Origin of the sequence: Bradyrhizobium sp., from assembly GCF_035273305.1 — a bacterium.
Classification (GTDB): Bacteria; Pseudomonadota; Alphaproteobacteria; order Rhizobiales; family Xanthobacteraceae; genus Bradyrhizobium.
In genome coordinates this window covers 1-16,588 of sequence record NZ_DATEPI010000045.1, presented here as the reverse complement: position 1 = coordinate 16,588, position 16,588 = coordinate 1, and the positions used below count along the sequence as shown (strand labels likewise).

General features: G+C 61.6%; 13 protein-coding genes and 1 pseudogene. 10 read left to right on the top strand and 4 right to left on the bottom strand.

Going from position 1 to position 16,588, the window contains the following annotated elements:
• Window positions 1-672: pseudogene (locus VJV58_RS03205) on the bottom strand (hypothetical protein); the annotation flags it as partial.
• A gap of 279 nt (window positions 673-951) precedes the next feature.
• Between VJV58_RS03205 and VJV58_RS03200 the strand changes: the two are divergent.
• From VJV58_RS03200 to VJV58_RS03180, 5 genes are all read left to right on the top strand, one after another.
• Window positions 952-2,202, top strand: a complete 1,251-nt coding sequence (locus VJV58_RS03200; protein ID WP_324135898.1) for a cyclopropane-fatty-acyl-phospholipid synthase family protein — start codon at window positions 952-954, stop codon at window positions 2,200-2,202.
• A 479-nt stretch (window positions 2,203-2,681) separates the two neighbouring features.
• Window positions 2,682-4,184: a replicative DNA helicase gene (locus VJV58_RS03195; RefSeq protein WP_324135897.1), complete on the top strand. Its 1,503-nt coding sequence runs from the start codon at window positions 2,682-2,684 to the stop codon at window positions 4,182-4,184.
• A 47-nt stretch (window positions 4,185-4,231) separates the two neighbouring features.
• Entirely contained in the window at window positions 4,232-5,440 is a 1,209-nt protein-coding gene (alr, locus tag VJV58_RS03190) for an alanine racemase (RefSeq protein ID WP_324135896.1), read from the top strand.
• Between the two features lie 11 nt (window positions 5,441-5,451).
• The gene (xth, locus tag VJV58_RS03185; protein WP_324135895.1) at window positions 5,452-6,222 is read left to right on the top strand and encodes an exodeoxyribonuclease III; all 771 of its coding nucleotides are present in this window, start codon (window positions 5,452-5,454) and stop codon (window positions 6,220-6,222) included.
• Window positions 6,223-6,416: 194 nt separating this feature from the next.
• Window positions 6,417-7,124, top strand: coding sequence for a Crp/Fnr family transcriptional regulator (locus VJV58_RS03180; RefSeq protein WP_324135894.1), 708 nt, complete (start codon window positions 6,417-6,419; stop codon window positions 7,122-7,124).
• Window positions 7,125-7,156: 32 nt separating this feature from the next.
• Here the strand turns inward: VJV58_RS03180 and VJV58_RS03175 are convergent, their stop codons facing one another.
• Entirely contained in the window at window positions 7,157-7,624 is a 468-nt protein-coding gene (locus tag VJV58_RS03175; protein ID WP_324135892.1) for a hypothetical protein, read from the bottom strand.
• A 281-nt stretch (window positions 7,625-7,905) separates the two neighbouring features.
• Here VJV58_RS03175 and radA point away from each other — a divergent pair, with 281 nt between their 5' ends.
• From radA to VJV58_RS03150, 5 genes are all read left to right on the top strand, one after another.
• Complete coding sequence (gene radA / locus VJV58_RS03170; RefSeq protein WP_324135891.1) at window positions 7,906-9,351, top strand: DNA repair protein RadA; 1,446 nt, start codon at window positions 7,906-7,908, stop codon at window positions 9,349-9,351.
• A gap of 157 nt (window positions 9,352-9,508) precedes the next feature.
• Window positions 9,509-10,129 (top strand): CvpA family protein, encoded by a 621-nt coding sequence (locus VJV58_RS03165; RefSeq protein ID WP_324135890.1) that lies wholly within the window; start codon window positions 9,509-9,511, stop codon window positions 10,127-10,129.
• Window positions 10,130-10,151: 22 nt separating this feature from the next.
• On the top strand, window positions 10,152-11,657 hold the full coding sequence (gene purF / locus VJV58_RS03160; RefSeq protein WP_324135889.1) for an amidophosphoribosyltransferase: 1,506 nt from the start codon (window positions 10,152-10,154) through the stop codon (window positions 11,655-11,657).
• A 324-nt stretch (window positions 11,658-11,981) separates the two neighbouring features.
• Window positions 11,982-12,722: an SDR family NAD(P)-dependent oxidoreductase gene (locus VJV58_RS03155; protein ID WP_324135888.1), complete on the top strand. Its 741-nt coding sequence runs from the start codon at window positions 11,982-11,984 to the stop codon at window positions 12,720-12,722.
• A 337-nt stretch (window positions 12,723-13,059) separates the two neighbouring features.
• Entirely contained in the window at window positions 13,060-14,235 is a 1,176-nt protein-coding gene (locus VJV58_RS03150; RefSeq protein WP_324135887.1) for a hypothetical protein, read from the top strand.
• Between the two features lie 15 nt (window positions 14,236-14,250).
• Here VJV58_RS03150 and VJV58_RS03145 read toward each other — a convergent pair whose 3' ends face one another.
• Both VJV58_RS03145 and VJV58_RS03140 read right to left on the bottom strand, forming a co-directional pair.
• Window positions 14,251-15,288 carry a DMT family transporter gene (locus VJV58_RS03145; protein WP_324135886.1) on the bottom strand — a complete coding sequence of 346 codons (1,038 nt, stop codon included), beginning with the start codon at window positions 15,286-15,288 and terminating at the stop codon, window positions 14,251-14,253.
• The gene (locus VJV58_RS03140; protein WP_324135885.1) at window positions 15,281-16,423 is read right to left on the bottom strand and encodes a helix-turn-helix transcriptional regulator; all 1,143 of its coding nucleotides are present in this window, start codon (window positions 16,421-16,423) and stop codon (window positions 15,281-15,283) included. The genes VJV58_RS03145 and VJV58_RS03140 overlap by 8 nt, the downstream gene beginning before the upstream one ends.
• Window positions 16,424-16,588: the final 165 nt, after the last annotated feature.

Here is a 16,588-nt window from a genome sequence, read left to right as displayed (position 1 = left end):
CTGACGCTCGGCAGCGTCAGATTTGTTGCCCTCGGCCTGGTTGTTGTCAGCATTGCCTTGCGACTTGTCGCCTTCGGATTTGGCGGCTTCGTTGGCTGTTTCGCTCTTGGGCGCGTCGCCTTGGCTGGCCTCGGTTTTCGTCGGTTCTTCCTTGGCGCTATCGGGTTTGGCAGTCTCGGTTTTTGGAGCCTCTTCCGCGGCCGGCTTGGCGCGCTTGCTGAGCTTCTGTTTGGGGGTGCCGCGCTCGTTTGAGACCTGCGCCGGAGTCTGGCTTTCGGCCGCTCGCGGCTCTTCCGATCGGACCGATCGCCTGCCGCCATGCCCCAGGCGTCCAGGTTCACCTATTTCGTCGCGATTGGGTTTACCGGACTTCGGCTGGTCGGCGAGGCGACGGCTATCGGCCGCGCCATTCGAGACGAGGAAGCCGGCAAGTAGCGAAGCCATGTCCGGGCTGGTGGTGTAATGCTGTCGCAAAAACCCCGGTAGGGAGCCGGGCGATACGGTCCGTAACAGCCCTCGCGGACCTTTATGACAGGCCGTGCAAGTGCCGGCAAAGATCTGAGACGGGCTCTTGCCCGCTTCAAGGTTTTGATTCTGCGCCGGCGCCGGGGCTGCCAGAAAACCGCCGATCAGAAGCGTTACCGTCGCTAAACTGAGCGTTCGGCTCAACATTCCTGATTCTCCAGATGCGGAATTAGCTTCCAGTTTCCCCGAGCCGGACACCTTCGGCGGTCACCTTTTATCCGATTGTGCCGCGAATGGAAGCGCACTTATCGCGCAACTGCGTGAACGCGAGATTCAGGAATATCTGTTGTCCCCGCAACACACTAGCGCGACGGTTCCATCGTCCCTATGATGAAACCGAGGCATGCGGGAACTCTGTAATACTCCTGTGCGTCGGAAGGACGGCGGGACGTTTGCCTTTGCGGGATCGCTCAATTGGTGGTTTCGATGGACCGTTTGTTGCGTTACTTCCTGACTAAATTCATCCGCCGCGGCACGATGACGTTTACAACGGCGGGCGGAACAACCTTCACCTGCGGCGACGGCACCGGTGAGCCGGTCTCCGTTCGGTTTCTCACCGCCGACGCCGAGCGCAGGGTTCTGCTCAACCCGGAACTTGCGCTAGGCGAAGTCTATATGGAAGGCACCTTCGTAGTCGAGAATGGCTCGATTGCGGACGCGCTGGCGATCCTGATGGATCAGCCGGAGATATTGCCTCCCTGGGCCAAGGTGCAATGGTGGCTTCGATATCTCGTCAGGCATGTCAGCCAGTTCAATCCGCGCAGCCGCGCGAAAGATAATGTCGCTCGTCACTACGATCTCGACGGACGGCTCTATTCGCTCTTTCTGGATGCCGACAAGCAGTACAGCTGCGCCTATTTTGAGTCTCCGGATGCGACGCTCGACGACGCCCAACTCGCCAAAAAACGTCATCTCGCAGCCAAACTATTGATCAATCGAGGAGATCGCGTCCTCGACATCGGCTCTGGTTGGGGTGGGCTCAGCCTGTACCTCGCGGAAATCACCGGAGCCAACGTCACTGGCGTCACGCTTTCGAATGAACAATTTCAGGTCTCCAACGCGCGCGCCGCAGAGAAAAACCTGTCGCGGTCGGCGAAGTTTTTGCTTGAGGATTATCGCGACGTGACCGGTCAATTCGACCGAATCGTTTCGGTCGGCATGTTTGAACATGTCGGGGTGGACTTCTACGAGACGTACTTCCGGCGCTGCGCTGAACTTCTCACCGAAGACGGCGTGATGATGCTACACTCAATCGGCCGCTCGGAAGGGCCCGACGCCACCAATCCCTGGATTGCCAAATACATATTCCCAGGCGGGTATATCCCCGCGCTTTCAGAAGTAATGCCCGCGATCGAGCGCGCCGGGCTTCTGGTATGCGATGTTGAGATTCTGCGGCTGCACTATGCCGAAACCCTCAAGGCCTGGCGCGAGCGCTTCCTGGCGCGCCGCGAGGAGGCGGTTCAGCTTTACGACGAGCGTTTCGCCAGGATGTGGGAGTTTTACCTAGCGTGCTCGGAAATGTCCTTCCGCAAGCAGAACATGATGAATTTTCAGGTCCAGCTGACCAAACGCCAAGGCGTGGTGCCGATGACCCGCGATTACATCTTCCGTGAAGAAGCGAAGCTGCGTGGCATCGAGCGCGGCCAGAGGCCTAGACTGCAGATCGCAGGCGAGTAGAGGTCGAGGTATTGCAGAGGTATGCCGGTGCGGGCCGCGCGAGTTGGGCGCTTACGGCATCCAATACTGTCCTGTCGTCGCATTTCTCGCCAGATCCAGAACGCGACAGCTCCTCCATCGCGTCGACCAGCGCCGAAAGCCACGCTTTCTCACTGTCTTTCGATTGCAGTGACGGAATTTGCTGCGACATCGCCCTTCCCTGCCAAACCGCGCCGCTACCAATCCGTAGACCCGCAAGTCGTTCCGCGAGTAAGCCTGTGTTTCTTGCGATTGGTACATGCAGGGAATCGAAAGGTTCATCCCGGAGCCCGGGGCGCGCCGGCGGGACCTTCGTCAAGCGCCAACGCCTGGCCTGGAGCGGAATTTCAGGTGAGGATTGTGTGAATCGGGCATAAGGCCTCTTGCCGCTTCCGCTAGCGGCTGGACCAGCGCTTTATCCAAGCCGCGCATCCGCCTCAGTTCCACGAACACTCGAGCACATGGCCTTACTTGATTCGAAAGTCCTCAAGCTTACCCCCGATGCCGGCGCGCCGGCCTATCGGAGCGCACCGCACAATATAGAGGCTGAACAGGCTCTGCTCGGCGCCATTCTGGTCAATAACGACGCATTCTACAGGGTCTCGGACTTTCTGGAGCCGAAACACTTCTTCGAACCCATTCATCAGACGATCTACGAGACCGCCGGTAGCCTGATTCGGATGGGCAAGATAGCGACCCCGGTCACGCTGAAGACGTTCCTTCCGGCCGAGACTGACATCGGCGGGATGACGGTCGGACAATATCTGGCCCGGCTCGCTGCCGAAGCGACAACCATCATCAACGCCCAGGACTATGGGCGAACGATCTACGAACTGTCCCTGCGCCGCGATCTGATTCGGATCGGCGAGGACATGGTGAACGTCGCCTTCGATGCGCCGGTGGATTTTGCGCCGCGGGCACAGATTGAGGATGCCGAGCGTCGCCTTTATGAGCTGGCTGAAGCCGGTCGCTATGACGGCGGCTTCCAGCGCTTCGCCCAGGCGCTGACGGTCGCGGTCGATATGGCGGCCAAAGCGTTCCAGCGCGACGGCAAACTGTCCGGCATCGCCACAGGGTTGCGCGACCTCGACACCAAGATGGGCGGCCTGCAGCCCTCGGACTTGATCATCGTGGCAGGGCGCCCCGGCATGGGGAAGACCGCACTCGCAACGAACATCGCCTACAATGTTGCCAAAGCTCATCGCGCGGAGGTCCAGGCGGACGGCACGATGAAATCAATCAACGGAGGCGTGGTCGGCTTCTTCTCCTGCGAAATGTCGGCCGAGCAGCTCGCTACCCGTATTCTCGCGGAGCAAACGAGTATCGCCTCCAGCACCATTCGCCGAGGCGGCATCAGCGAGACCGACTTCGAGAAGATTCGCGATTATTCGATCGAACTGCAGTCGCTGCCGCTCTATGTCGATGAAACCGGCGGTCTTTCAATATCCCAGCTCACCGCGCGCGCCCGTCGCCTCAAACGCCAGAAGGGTCTCGACCTGATCGTGGTCGACTACATCCAGTTGCTGCAGGGTTCGGGCAAGCGCGGCACCGACAACCGGGTGCAGGAAGTGACCGAGATCACCACCAGTCTGAAAGCGCTCGCCAAGGAATTGAACGTCCCCATCATCGCGCTTTCGCAGCTGTCGCGCCAGGTGGAAAGCCGAGACGACAAGCGTCCGCAACTTTCCGACTTGCGTGAATCCGGCTCGATCGAGCAGGACGCGGACGTCGTGATATTTGTCTATCGCGAGGAATATTATCTCGCGAACAAGGAACCACGCGTCGGAACGCCGGAATACGAAAAATGGCAGCTCGACATGTCACTTGTGCACGGCAAGGCTGAAGTCATTATCGGCAAACAACGTCACGGCCCGACCGGCACGGTAGAACTGCAATTCGAAGGCCAGTTTACCCGCTTCAGCGATTTGACGGTGGATAGCCATCTACCGGAGCGAACCTACTGACGAGCTTGCAAGGTTGAACCGCTCCGAGCGCCCGCGTAAAGTATCGCATGAACATCGTTTCCGACCCGAAAGCGATCGGCGCCGTACTTTCGCCTGAGGCCAATCAGGCCGCGAGGCTGGCGTCCGCCACCGGGATTCTCACGGTCGATCTCGATGCCATCGTCGCGAACTGGCGCAAGCTCGAGAAGACTGCCGTACCGGCCGAATGCGCCGCAGTGATCAAGGCGGACGCGTATGGCTGCGGAGCCGATCCGGTCGCGCGGGCGCTGGCTGCGGCCGGCTGCAAAACTTTCTTTGTCGCGACGCTCGATGAAGCGCGCGTCGCGCGTGGCGCCCTGCCCTCTGCGGCTATCTATGTGCTCGATGGTTTCTTGCAAAATTGTGGCGATGTCTATGCGAAGCTCGATGCCAAGCCCGTAATCGGCGATCTCAACGAACTCGCCGAATGGGACGTGTTCTGCAGGCGTTCCGGTTGGCAGGGCGGTGCTGCCATTCATATCGACACCGGGATGAATCGGCTTGGCCTGTCGATTTCCGAGGCGCAAGGAATCGTTCCGAGAATCAATGCGGGCGACCACGGCATTACGCTCGTCATGAGCCATCTCGCTTGCGCCGAAGCGCTCCACAATCCGCTCAACGCCCGGCAGCTCGCGAATTTCCGCGAAATCGCGAGCCTGTTCTCAGGCGTGCCCGCCTCGCTCGCGAATTCATCAGGCATTTTTCTGGGACCGCAATTTCAGTTCGATCTGGTGCGCCCTGGCGCCGGCCTGTACGGCATCAATCCGACCCCTGAAGCTGATAACCCGATGCAGCCGGTCGTCGATTTGAAAGCGCGCATCCTGCACATCCGCAACGTCGACAAGGGCGAGGCCGTTGGCTATGGCGCGACGTGGACCGCGCGCCGCGCCACCAGACTGGCCATCGTCTCCGCCGGTTATGCTGACGGCTATTTCCGCGCCGGCGGCAGTAGCGATGGCACACGCGGAGCTGAGGTCGTAGTCTGCGGGAGACGTTGCCCGATCGCGGGCCGGATCTCGATGGACTTAATGGGCATCGACATCACCGATGTTGAAAAGAACGCCGCGCGGCGAGGCCATATGGTTACTCTCATTGGCGAGGGCATCACGGTGGACGAACTCGCGCATCATTTTGGCACCATCGGCTATGAAGTCCTCACTAGCCTCGGGCGGCGTTACGCGCGCATCTACAAAGGCGGCCCGGCTCCAACTGAACTTGCAGCCGCGACACCGGCCTGACGTCTGTCAGGATGAAAATCGCGACATTCAACATCAACAATGTCAACCGGCGCCTGCCGAATCTGCTGCAGTGGCTTCATGCCGCAAAACCGGATGTCGTTACGCTGCAAGAACTGAAATCTCCTGACGACGATTTTCCGATTTCAGCAATCAACAAGGCTGGCTATGGCGGAGTCTGGCGCGGCCAAAAAACCTGGAACGGAGTCGCCATCCTGGCGCGCAATGCCGATCCCGTGCTGATCCGGACCGAATTGCCCGGTGATCGCGACGATCACGAGGCGCGCTATATCGAAGCGGCCGTCAACGGCATCATCGTCAGCAGCATCTACCTGCCGAACGGGAACCCGCAGCCCGGCCCGAAATTCGACTACAAGCTCGACTGGTTCAGACGACTCAAGTCGCACACAGCGAAATTCATCAAACGGGATCTGCCGGTGGTGCTTGCGGGCGACTTCAACGTAGCGCCCACCGCGCTTGATATTTATCCGACGAAATCCTGGGACAAGGATGCGCTGATCCAGCCAAAGAGCCGCGCCGCGTTCAAATCACTGGTGGCGCAAGGCTGGTGCGACGCGATCCGCATGCTGCATCCCTCGAAACCGATGTTCACGTTCTGGGACTACAAGCGAAACCGGTGGCCTCGCGACGCCGGTCTGCGGCTTGACCATATCCTGCTCAGCCCTGCGCTTTCGCCCCGTTTAGTCAAAGGTGGTGTCGACCGCAACGTGCGATCTGATGAAGGCGCCAGCGACCACGCCCCCGTCTGGATCGTGCTGACATAGTCTCGCGATGCAGCACGTCGCTTCGCGCACCGGCGTGGGCGCACATCGCGCGACAGCAGACGAAGGGAACCGTGAATTAACTTGCGGTTGTCCTCCTTGGAGCGCAGCCTTCGGGCATCACCGGCTCGGCTCCATCCGTAGGCGTCGGTGGCTGAGAGTGTTGTACTCCCGCCTGCAGGCTAAGGAGTACGGCCATGCCACACCGAAAAAACTTTTTACTCAATCGACTCGAACCGACCATCCTGGCCCAGATAGAGCCGCACCTTACGACGGTCGAGATACGCCACCAGGAGGTGCTCGCCGAAACTCACCAACGAATCGAAAAGGTCTATTTCCCCCATTCAGGTATCATCTCCTGCGTCGTCGAGCTTGTCGGAGGCGGCGCGATCGAAACCGGCATGATCGGCAATGACGGCGAATTCGGCGCGAGCCAGGCGCTCGACGATAAAGTGTCGCTCAATCACGTTGTCATGCAGGTCACGGGCAAGGCATCGGTGATATCATCCGACCGCATTCGCGTCGCTGCCAATGAGCTTCCGGCGTTCAGGGGATTGTTGGTCAAGTACGAGCAGTTCTTTGTATCACAGGTGCAGCAAACAGCGGCCTGCAACGCGGTTCACAGCATTCAGGCCCGCACCTGCAAATGGCTCTTGAGGATGCACGAACTCGCCGGCCCCGATCTCGAGCTAACCCAGGAATTTCTGGCGCAGATGATGGGCGTTCGTCGGACCAGCGTAACGGAAGTAGCAGGCGATCTGCAGAAATCCGGGATGATGACCTACAGGCGAGGACGTATTCACATCGTCGATCTCGAACAGGTAAGGGCATGGGGATGTGAATGCGACAGCGACATCCGTTCACACTACCGTCGAATATTCCAATCCAACGAAAGCGCGCGATGAACCATCGCTGACGTACTCGGCGCGATTTTCCGTCAATCCCTGTAGCGGCAATACTCGTCGCCGTCTCGATACTCGTAGCAGATTTTTATGCGACGCCGAGCGCGGTCCTCGTTGTAATAGCCCCTATCGTAACTGTCGCGGTCCGCGCGTTCTTCATCGGGACGCATTCGCCAATTGCGGCCAACCGTGCGGTCGCGGTCCATCTCACCCATGCTCTCGTGCATCCGCCGATCCTCGTTTCGGCCCATGCGATCCATCCGGTCCGCGCCACGCTCCTCCGCTCGCCAGTCGCGACCGACACGAACGTCTTCAGCGCGGTCGCGGTCTTGCTCGCGAGACTGCTCCGACTGCTGGGGCGTGCGCTCAGGCTGCACGGGGACGGTCTGGGGCCGGCTCGATTGGGACTGGTTGGACTGGGACTGGTTGGACTGGTCCTGAGCCAACAAGGGCTGCAGGCTTGTGGAGCCGAGCAATATGGCGGCAAAAACAACGGTGCGCATGAGCGTTTTCTCCAGCTGGGTCATCCTTTAACAATCCGGTCTTGTTTTGGTTTCTCGCGTGTCCGGAACTATCTCATGGCAATGGGTCAGAAGAATTGACCGACTCGAATTCCCGGTGAGCGGCGAGTTTTGCATTTTACGCCTGCTTGATGATCGCAAGCACCCCGGCCGCGCGAGGGCGATGAACCCGAACCAATCGCTGCAAAGCCCCATCGTTCCGATTGCGGCCGGCCTTTCCATGCTATGGGGTGGGTCTTGCATCAACAGCGACTCAACTCCTGATGGCCAAATCATCACTTTCCTTTATCTGCCAGAACTGCGGCGCGGCTTTTAACCGCTGGCAGGGAAAATGTGAGTCGTGCGACGAATGGAATACGCTGGTCGAGGAAGACACGACCGGCACCACCAGCATGCCGGTCTCGATCCGGAGCAAGCGCAAGGGCCGGCTGTTCACTCTGGAGAGCCTGACCGGAAAGAGCCAGGACGCCCCTCGCCTGCCGTCGGGAATGGCCGAACTCGATCGCGTCACCGGCGGCGGTTTTGTCCGCGGCTCTGTGCTGCTGGTCGGCGGCGATCCCGGAATTGGCAAATCGACGCTTTTGACACAGGCCACCAGCCTGCTCGCGCGCGCCGGACATCGCGCGGTCTATATTTCCGGCGAAGAAGCCGTTGCGCAGGTGCGGCTGCGCGCCGAACGCCTGGGACTTGCCGACGCGCCGGTTCAGCTTGCCGCGGAAACTTCGGTTGAGGACATCGTCTCCACGCTGTCGCAAGGGGCGGTACCGCGATTGATCGTGATCGATTCCATTCAAACCATGTGGACCGACACGGTCGAATCGGCGCCCGGCACGGTGACGCAGGTGCGCGCCTCCGCGCAGGCGCTGATCAGGTTTGCCAAGAAAAGTGGAGCCGCCATCATTCTCGTCGGACACGTGACCAAGGACGGCCAGATCGCGGGGCCCCGCGTGGTCGAACATATGGTCGACGCGGTATTGTCGTTCGAGGGCGAAGGTTCGCAGCAGTTCCGCATCCTGCGCGCGGTCAAGAACCGCTTCGGCCCCACCGATGAGATCGGCGTGTTCGAGATGACCGGACTCGGCCTGCGCGAAGTTTCCAATCCCTCCGAATTGTTCCTGTCCGAACGCGATCTCGGCAGCCCGGGCACCGCGGTGTTTGCAGGAATCGAAGGCACCCGTCCGGTGCTGGTGGAGTTGCAGGCGCTGGTGGCGCCGACCTCGCTCGGTACCCCGCGCCGCGCGGTGGTCGGCTGGGACCCGAGCCGGCTCTCCATGGTGCTCGCGGTGCTCGAGGCTCATTGCGGCGTGAAACTCTCCGGCCATGACGTCTATTTGAACGTCGCAGGCGGCTTGAGGATACAGGAGCCCGCGGCCGACCTTGCGGCAGCCGCCGCGCTGGTGTCCTCGCTGGTGAACGCGCCGTTGGCCACGGACGCCGTCTATTTCGGCGAAATTTCGTTGTCCGGGGCGGTCCGGCCGGTGGCGCAGACCTCGGCGCGACTGAAGGAAGCCGCCAAGCTCGGCTTCGGCCGCGCGATACTGCCCGAACAGGCCCGCAGTGAAGGTGCCGCGGATGCGGGCCTGTCGCTTAACACGGTCGGCGGTTTGACCAGTCTGGTCGCGGACATCGCCGCCCGCGGTAATCCCCGAGGAAATCGCGAAGCAGAGAAAAATGCCACACCTGCGAGATTCCGGCGTCAGGACGGCTAGGCGGGCGTGACCTTCCCCGTCCTCGCCGCTATACCACCCGCGCGTGGAGGGGTGACCCGATGACCGGCCTTGCAGAAGGGGCGATATATTCCTCACTAGGGGCGGCGCCGATACACCGATTCGCGGTTTCGAACCTACGGGCGGACCTGACCAGCCGATGCCGATAACGATACTCGATCTCGTCCTGCTGGCTGTGATGTTGATTTCGGGCCTGCTTGCGATGGTGCGCGGCTTCATGCGCGAAATACTGTCCATTGCGGCTTGGGCTGCGGCCGCGCTGGTGACCCTATACGCCTTCTCCAAACTGCTTCCGACCGCCAAGGGGTATTTCAACAACGATACCGTCGCGAGCGTGGTCGTGGTTGCCGGCACTTTCATCGGCACCCTGATCGTGGTGTCGATCATCACAGTGCGGATTTCCGATATGATCCTGGATTCCCGCATTGGCGCGCTCGACCGCACCCTGGGCTTCCTGTTCGGGCTGGGGCGGGGTCTCCTGATCGTGGTGGTGGCCTTCCTTTTCTTCAGTTGGCTGGTCCCGGACAAGCAGCGGCCGGACTGGGTGACCGGGGCAAAATCCCGGGTTGTGCTGCAGGGAACCGGGGATTGGCTGATGTCGCTCTTGCCGGATGACCCCGAGAACACCATTTTAAAGAGATTCAAGAAGAATAAACCAGACGATGAGCAGACTGACAGCGAGCCGGGTTCCGGCGATGGCTACAGCCGGCCTGCGCGCGACAGCTTGAAAAAGCTGATCGAGAAGCCCGCAGCACGTTAATATAGGCCAAAAGAGAGGCGCGATGGACGAGATACAGAGCCCTTCCGACGACGCCGAACAATACGCCGAATATGACCGGGATCCGGATCTGGAGGGCGATACGCTCCGCGAGGAATGCGGAGTTTTCGGGATCTTTGGCCACCCCGAAGCCGCCGCGATTACCGCTCTCGGACTGCACGCGTTGCAGCATCGCGGCCAGGAGGCCGCCGGCATCGTCTCGTTTGACGGCACCCGCTTTCACAGCGAAAGACGCCTCGGCCTGGTCGGCGATACCTTTTCCCGACGCGAGGTAATCGAACGCCTGCCCGGCAACGCTGCTATCGGCCATGTCCGCTACTCCACGACCGGCGCAACCATCCTGCGAAACGTCCAGCCGCTTTTTGCCGAACTCAATGCCGGTGGCTTCGCCGTCGGCCACAACGGCAATCTCACCAACGGCCTCACCCTGCGCCGCGAATTGGTTCGCAACGGCGCCATGATGCAATCCACCACAGATACTGAAGTGATCCTGCACCTGGTCGCGCAATCGAAGCGTAATCGATTCATCGACCGTTTCATCGAGGCGTTGCGCGCAATCGAGGGCGCCTATTCGCTGGTGTCGCTGACCAACAAGAAGCTGATCGGCGCTCGCGATCCGCTCGGCATTCGTCCGCTGGTGCTCGGCGAACTCGACGGCTGCCCGATCCTGGCCTCGGAAACCTGCGCACTCGATATCATCGGCGCCAAATATGTCCGTGACGTCGAACCCGGCGAAATCATCGTGTTCGACGAACGCGGCGCACAAACTCACAAGCCGTTTCCGCCAAAGCCGCCGCGTCCCTGCATCTTCGAATACATCTACTTCTCGCGACCGGATTCGATCGTTGGTGGCCGCTCCGTGTATGAAGTCCGCAAAGCCTTCGGCGCGCAGCTCGCGCGCGAAAGCCACGTCGACGTCGATGTCGTGGTGCCGGTGCCGGACTCCGGCGTTCCCGCCGCCGTCGGCTACAGCCAGTACTCGGGGGTACCGTTCGAACTCGGCATCATCCGAAACCACTATGTCGGCCGCACCTTCATTCAGCCGACCCAAAGCGTGCGCGAACTCGGCGTGCGCATGAAGCACAATGCCAATCGCGCGGCGATCGAAGGCAAGCGCATCATCCTGATCGATGACTCGCTGGTGCGCGGCACCACCTCGAAGAAGATTGTTCGCATGATGCGTGACGCTGGCGCCCGCGAGGTGCATTTCCGGCTTGCTTCGCCACCGATCATTCACCCGGACTATTACGGCATCGACCTGCCGGACCGCGGCGGCCTGTTGGCAGCGACGCACAATCTGGAGGAGATGCGCGACATCATCGGTGCAGACTCGCTGGCGTTCCTTTCGATCGACGGCATGTATCGCGCGATGGGCGAACCCGGACGCGATCCCGTCAACCCAAAATTCTCGGATCATTGTTTTACCGGGGCTTATCCGACGCATCTCACCGACCAAACCCAGGCCGAGGCACCGCCACGGCAGTTGTCGTTGCTGGCCGAGGCGAGTTAGTTCTGCTGCCTTGTTGTTCAGCCCAAGGCGGGACCTCCTGGTGGAGGGTGGCTGGCTGAAGGCCGGTCGGATGGGATTGGCAACGAACGGCGTTTTCACAAACACCTGCCGCTTCCGGAAGGAGCCGCCACCTGGCACATCGTTCGCTCTGCTCGCGTGTGCCCCCCTTTCCACAAGCGCGAGGGATGCAAAAGAGCTTTGCGCGACCTACAACCCAGCCCACCCTCGTTGCAATAAAACATAAGACAAGTGCCCTCCTCATCATAACCGCCACGCGTATGGGTTGCTGCTTGCGCGGGCGACCACGCGAACAGAGTTGTTTCCATGACAAGTCCCCTTGCCTCCCGCATTGCTCTGGTGACCGGCGCCTCGCGCGGTATCGGCTATGCCACCGCGCGCGCGTTGGCCAACACGGGCGCCCATATCGTCGCGGTGGCACGCACACAAGCGGGACTCGAAGAACTCGATGACGAGATTCGCCAGGCCGGCGGCAGCGCGACATTGGTACCGCTCAACCTCACCGATTCCGATGGCATCGCCCGACTCGGCGCGGCCCTGCACGAGCGCCACGGCAAACTCGACATTCTCGTCGGCAATGCCGGCGTCGCCGGCCCCTCCTCTCCGCTCGGGCACATCGACCTGAAAGCCTGGAACGACGTAATCGCCGTGAACGTCACCGCGAATTTCCAGCTCATCAGATGCATGGAGCCGCTGCTTAAGCGATCCGACGCCGGCCGCGCGGTATTCGTCACCTCGGCCGCCGCCAGCAACGCCAGCGCGTATCTCGCTCCCTACGCCGCATCGAAAGCCGCGTTGGAGACATTGGCGCGCGCCTGGGCGCAGGAAACCGCGACGACCGCGATCCGGGTCAACTTGTTCGATCCCGGGCCGATCCGAACGAGGATGCGCGCCAGCGTATTTCCGGGCGAAGACCCCATGACTCTCGATGCGCCCGAGCAGGCAGCCAAATTCATCGTACCGATGTGCGCGCCGGCCTGGAGCGAAACCGGCAAGCTGTTCGAATACAAGAGCCGCACGCTGTTGAGTTTCCGGGGACCGGGGTAAGGCTTCACTCACGCTTCGTCGTCCCTGAGAAAGCAGCGACGTCTCGCTGATACAGTTAGGTTCGTCATGGCCTCGTCGTCCCTGCGAAAGCAGGGACCGATAACCACGAGTCTGCATTGCTTGAAAAGAAAATAAGAACGAACGTCTCGATTCAATTGTCACCGTCACGGCGTATGGGTCCCTGCTTTCGCAGGGACGACGCAGATGGACGTTCACGGCCCATAACTTGCTGAGCAGTTATGATACGTCCCCCCACTCAATTGACTCCGGAACGTCGTCGCGATTGACTTGCGCTCACAGGCGGGAACATCCGCGAACGAGAAACGGGAGGATACAGATGAGGGCGATTCAAGATCGCGGTGAAGCCGCGCGTGCCGCCGCACGTGCTGGCGGGAATTTTGCCGCTTTGCTCGCCCGCTGCATTTTGCCGGCCATCCTCGTGCTTGTGGCTCCCGCGCTGACCTGTATCGCGCGGGCCGGCGACATCCCGACCTTTGCGGTCGATGCATCCTGGCCGAAGCCGTTGCCGAACAACTGGATCCTCGGGCAGGTCGGTGGCATCACGGTTGACTGGCAGGGCCACGTCTGGGTGATCCACCGGCCGCGCTCGCTGACCGACGACGAGAAAGGCGCGGCACTGACGCCACCGCGTTCGAAGTGCTGCGTTTCCGCGCCACCGGTGCTGGAGTTCGATGTCGACGGCAACCTGTTGCGCGCCTGGGGCGGCCCGGGCGAAGGCTACGACTGGGTCGGGCGCGAGCACGGCATCGAAGTCGACGAGAAGGGTTTTGTCTGGATCGGCGGCAATGCCGACAACGACAACGCGATCCTGAAGTTTACCCTCGACGGCAAGTTCGTGATGCAGATCGGCAAGATCGCGCCGAGCAAGGGCAGCAACGACACCACGCAACTCGGCAAGCCCGCCGAGACCGCGATCGACAAGGACGCCAATGAAATCTACGTCGCCGACGGCTACGGCAATCACCGCGTCATCGTGTTTGACGCCACCACCGGCGCTTACAAACGGCACTGGGGCGCCTACGGCAAGCCTCCGAGCGATGACAAGCAGCCGCCCTACGATCCCAAGGCGCCGCCGCCGCAGCAATTCGCCAATCCCGTTCATTGCGTCAAGATCGCCAATGATGGTCTCGTCTATGTCTGCGATCGCATCAATAATCGTATCCAGGTGTTCAAGAAGGACGGTACCTTTGTAAAGGAGTGGTTCTTCGAAAAGAACACGCTCGGCAATGGCGCGGTCTGGGATATCGCGATCTGGCCCGATCCGAATCAGACGTACCTGTTGAGCGCCGATGGTGAGAACAATGAGGTCCGCGTGCTCCGGCGCGACGACGGTACGGTCGTCGGCAGCTTCGGTCACAACGGCCGCAACGCCGGGCAATTTCACTGGATCCACGCCATGGCCGTCGATGCGAAAGGCAACGTCTTCACGGCGGAGGTCGACACCGGCAAACGCATCCAGAAGTTCAAGCTGACCTCCGACGCGCTGCGGTAGAGCGGTCCTTCCTCGTCATGAGCGGGCTTGTACTGGCTTATCCCGGCCATCCACGTTGTCTCGCACCTTCTGCCCTCTTTCTCCCTGACCCGCCGCGCCGACCGCCACCAGCATGCCGGTGCTGACGACGACAACACCGGCGATCTGCAACGCGGTCGGGATCTCGCCGAGCGCGGGAATGCCGATCAGAACGGAAATCGCAGGCACGATCGCGGGAAACAGCACGGCGCGGCTAACACCGAGAATGGCGACCGCGCGGCTGAACGCCATGATGGTGATGACCGACTGCAACAGGCCCTGCAGCAGCGCCTGAAACACAAAGGCTGATCCCGGCACGGCCCCCAGACGCGCCGGACCGCGATAACCGAGATAGATCGGCACCACCACGCATAGCGAGAGCACGGCGACCACGGCTGTCGCGCGCACCGCGTCGATGCGCCAGACCCTGATGAGAAGCGTAAAGCCCGCCCACAGAATGCTCGAGAGCATGAACAGCGCATCGCCGATCCACGCCCGTTCGCCGGGCGCGGAATCGAAAACGCCCTGCCAACTAATCAAGACGATGCCGCCCAGCACCAGGCCCGCACCTACCAGGTGCGAGCGCGTCAGCGCTTCGCTCAAGACAAATCCGGCAGCAAACGTGCTGACGATCGTCACTGTTGACGGCGCGATCACCCCGCCATGTGCCAGCGGCGCAAACGAATAGCCCGCCGTCTGCAGGATCGCGAATAACGGACCACCGGTCAGGAGCAGCGCAAGCCCACGCAGCCAGCCAATTCCCGCAAGGCCCGGCAGGCCCCAGTAGATCAGCAGCGGCAGCATCGCGATGCCGGCCACCACAAAGCGCCCGAAGATCATGTCATCGGCGGTTAGGCCGGCGAGCACACCGGCGCGGGCGGCGGCGAACGAGATCGAAGCTCCGAACGCCATCACCAGCCCGCAGGCATAACCGAACGCCGCGCGAGGCGGCGTTCGCGGCGCGTCGATGCGGGAGCTCGCATGCGGCGCTTGCAACAATTTTTCAGTGGCCGGCAACCCAATCGGATCAGGCACGCGCGGCCTCGCTCGCAAATGGCGTCGCAAATCCCGCGACGACCTTGATGAGCTCCGCCTGCCGGCGCGCGCCGGTCTTGACGAAGAGCCGGCTGAGATGCGTCTTGATGGTGGTTTCCCCGATAGAAAGCGCCGCGGCCACGTCGCTGATGCCACCGATCTCGACGATGCCCAGCAGCACGCGCAATTCGGTTGGCGTCAGTCGGTAAGCCTGCGCAATTATATCCGGCGAGGCGGGGATTTCGATCGCGGCCTTACGGATGAACAACGCCACCGATGCGGCGGTGCCGACAAGGTCGCGCGCGGCCGATGCCAGCGGCAGCACGTGCATGACATGGCGCGTGCCGTCCTGCGCGCGCAGCGGCAGGTCGGCGTTGGCGGCGCGGTTCTCCGGCTCGGCTGCCACGGCGGCGAGCAGGTCGCGCAACGCCTGGTCGACTTTGAAATCTTTCGCGACCAGCCGTCCGCCGGCCGCCGAGAGAAAATCGTCAGCGGCGAGAATGGCCTCGCAGGCGGCGTTGGCGTGAACGATTTTTCCGCTGGAATCGAGCAGGCATACTCCGGCGCGGAATGCATCCAACGCCTCGAGCGCCGCGGTGCCGGCGGCTTTCAGCTCGAACAATCGGCCGACGATGACCGCGCGGCGAATGTGCGGCACCACAAGACGCATGCGCCGGCGGGTCTCACTGTCGGCCATGCCGTCACCTTCATAGCGAAACACGCCGAACATCGCCGCGCCATCAGGCGATCTGTCCAGCACCGCGGAAACGAAATCGACGATGCCCTGCGGCCGCGCCCACTCCTGGTAGAACTGCGTTTGCGTGAACTCAGGGTACGGCATGAGATCTTCGACCGCCATGGGCTCGCCTATTTCGGCGAAGTGATGCCCGGCGGTGGCCGGGTCGAGCCGGACGTATTTCTCGAAATAGAGTTGGCGATAATAGGGATCGGTGCCGAACTCGTACTGGACATCGCCATTGCCGGCGATCGCGCTCTTGGAAAAGATCGCCGCCGCGCGCCCGCCCACGAAGCGCGCGGCTTGGCCGACCACCTCGCTCCAGCGCGAGCGCTCCAGCGCGGCGTCATGGATGTCGCTGATCAGCGCGGATAGTTGGTTGGTGGGGTCTGCGGTCATTTCCGGGCGCTGGTTGGTAAGAATGGAGGTGGGTTGGGGTGTTGCGGTGGGTTGCGGGCGAGTTGGGTTTGTTATCCCCTTTCGTGGGGAGAGAGGGCACATCGTGAGCGGCGCGAACGATGTGACGGGTCGGGGCCGATTCCTTCGCGCAAGCTCCCCCACCCG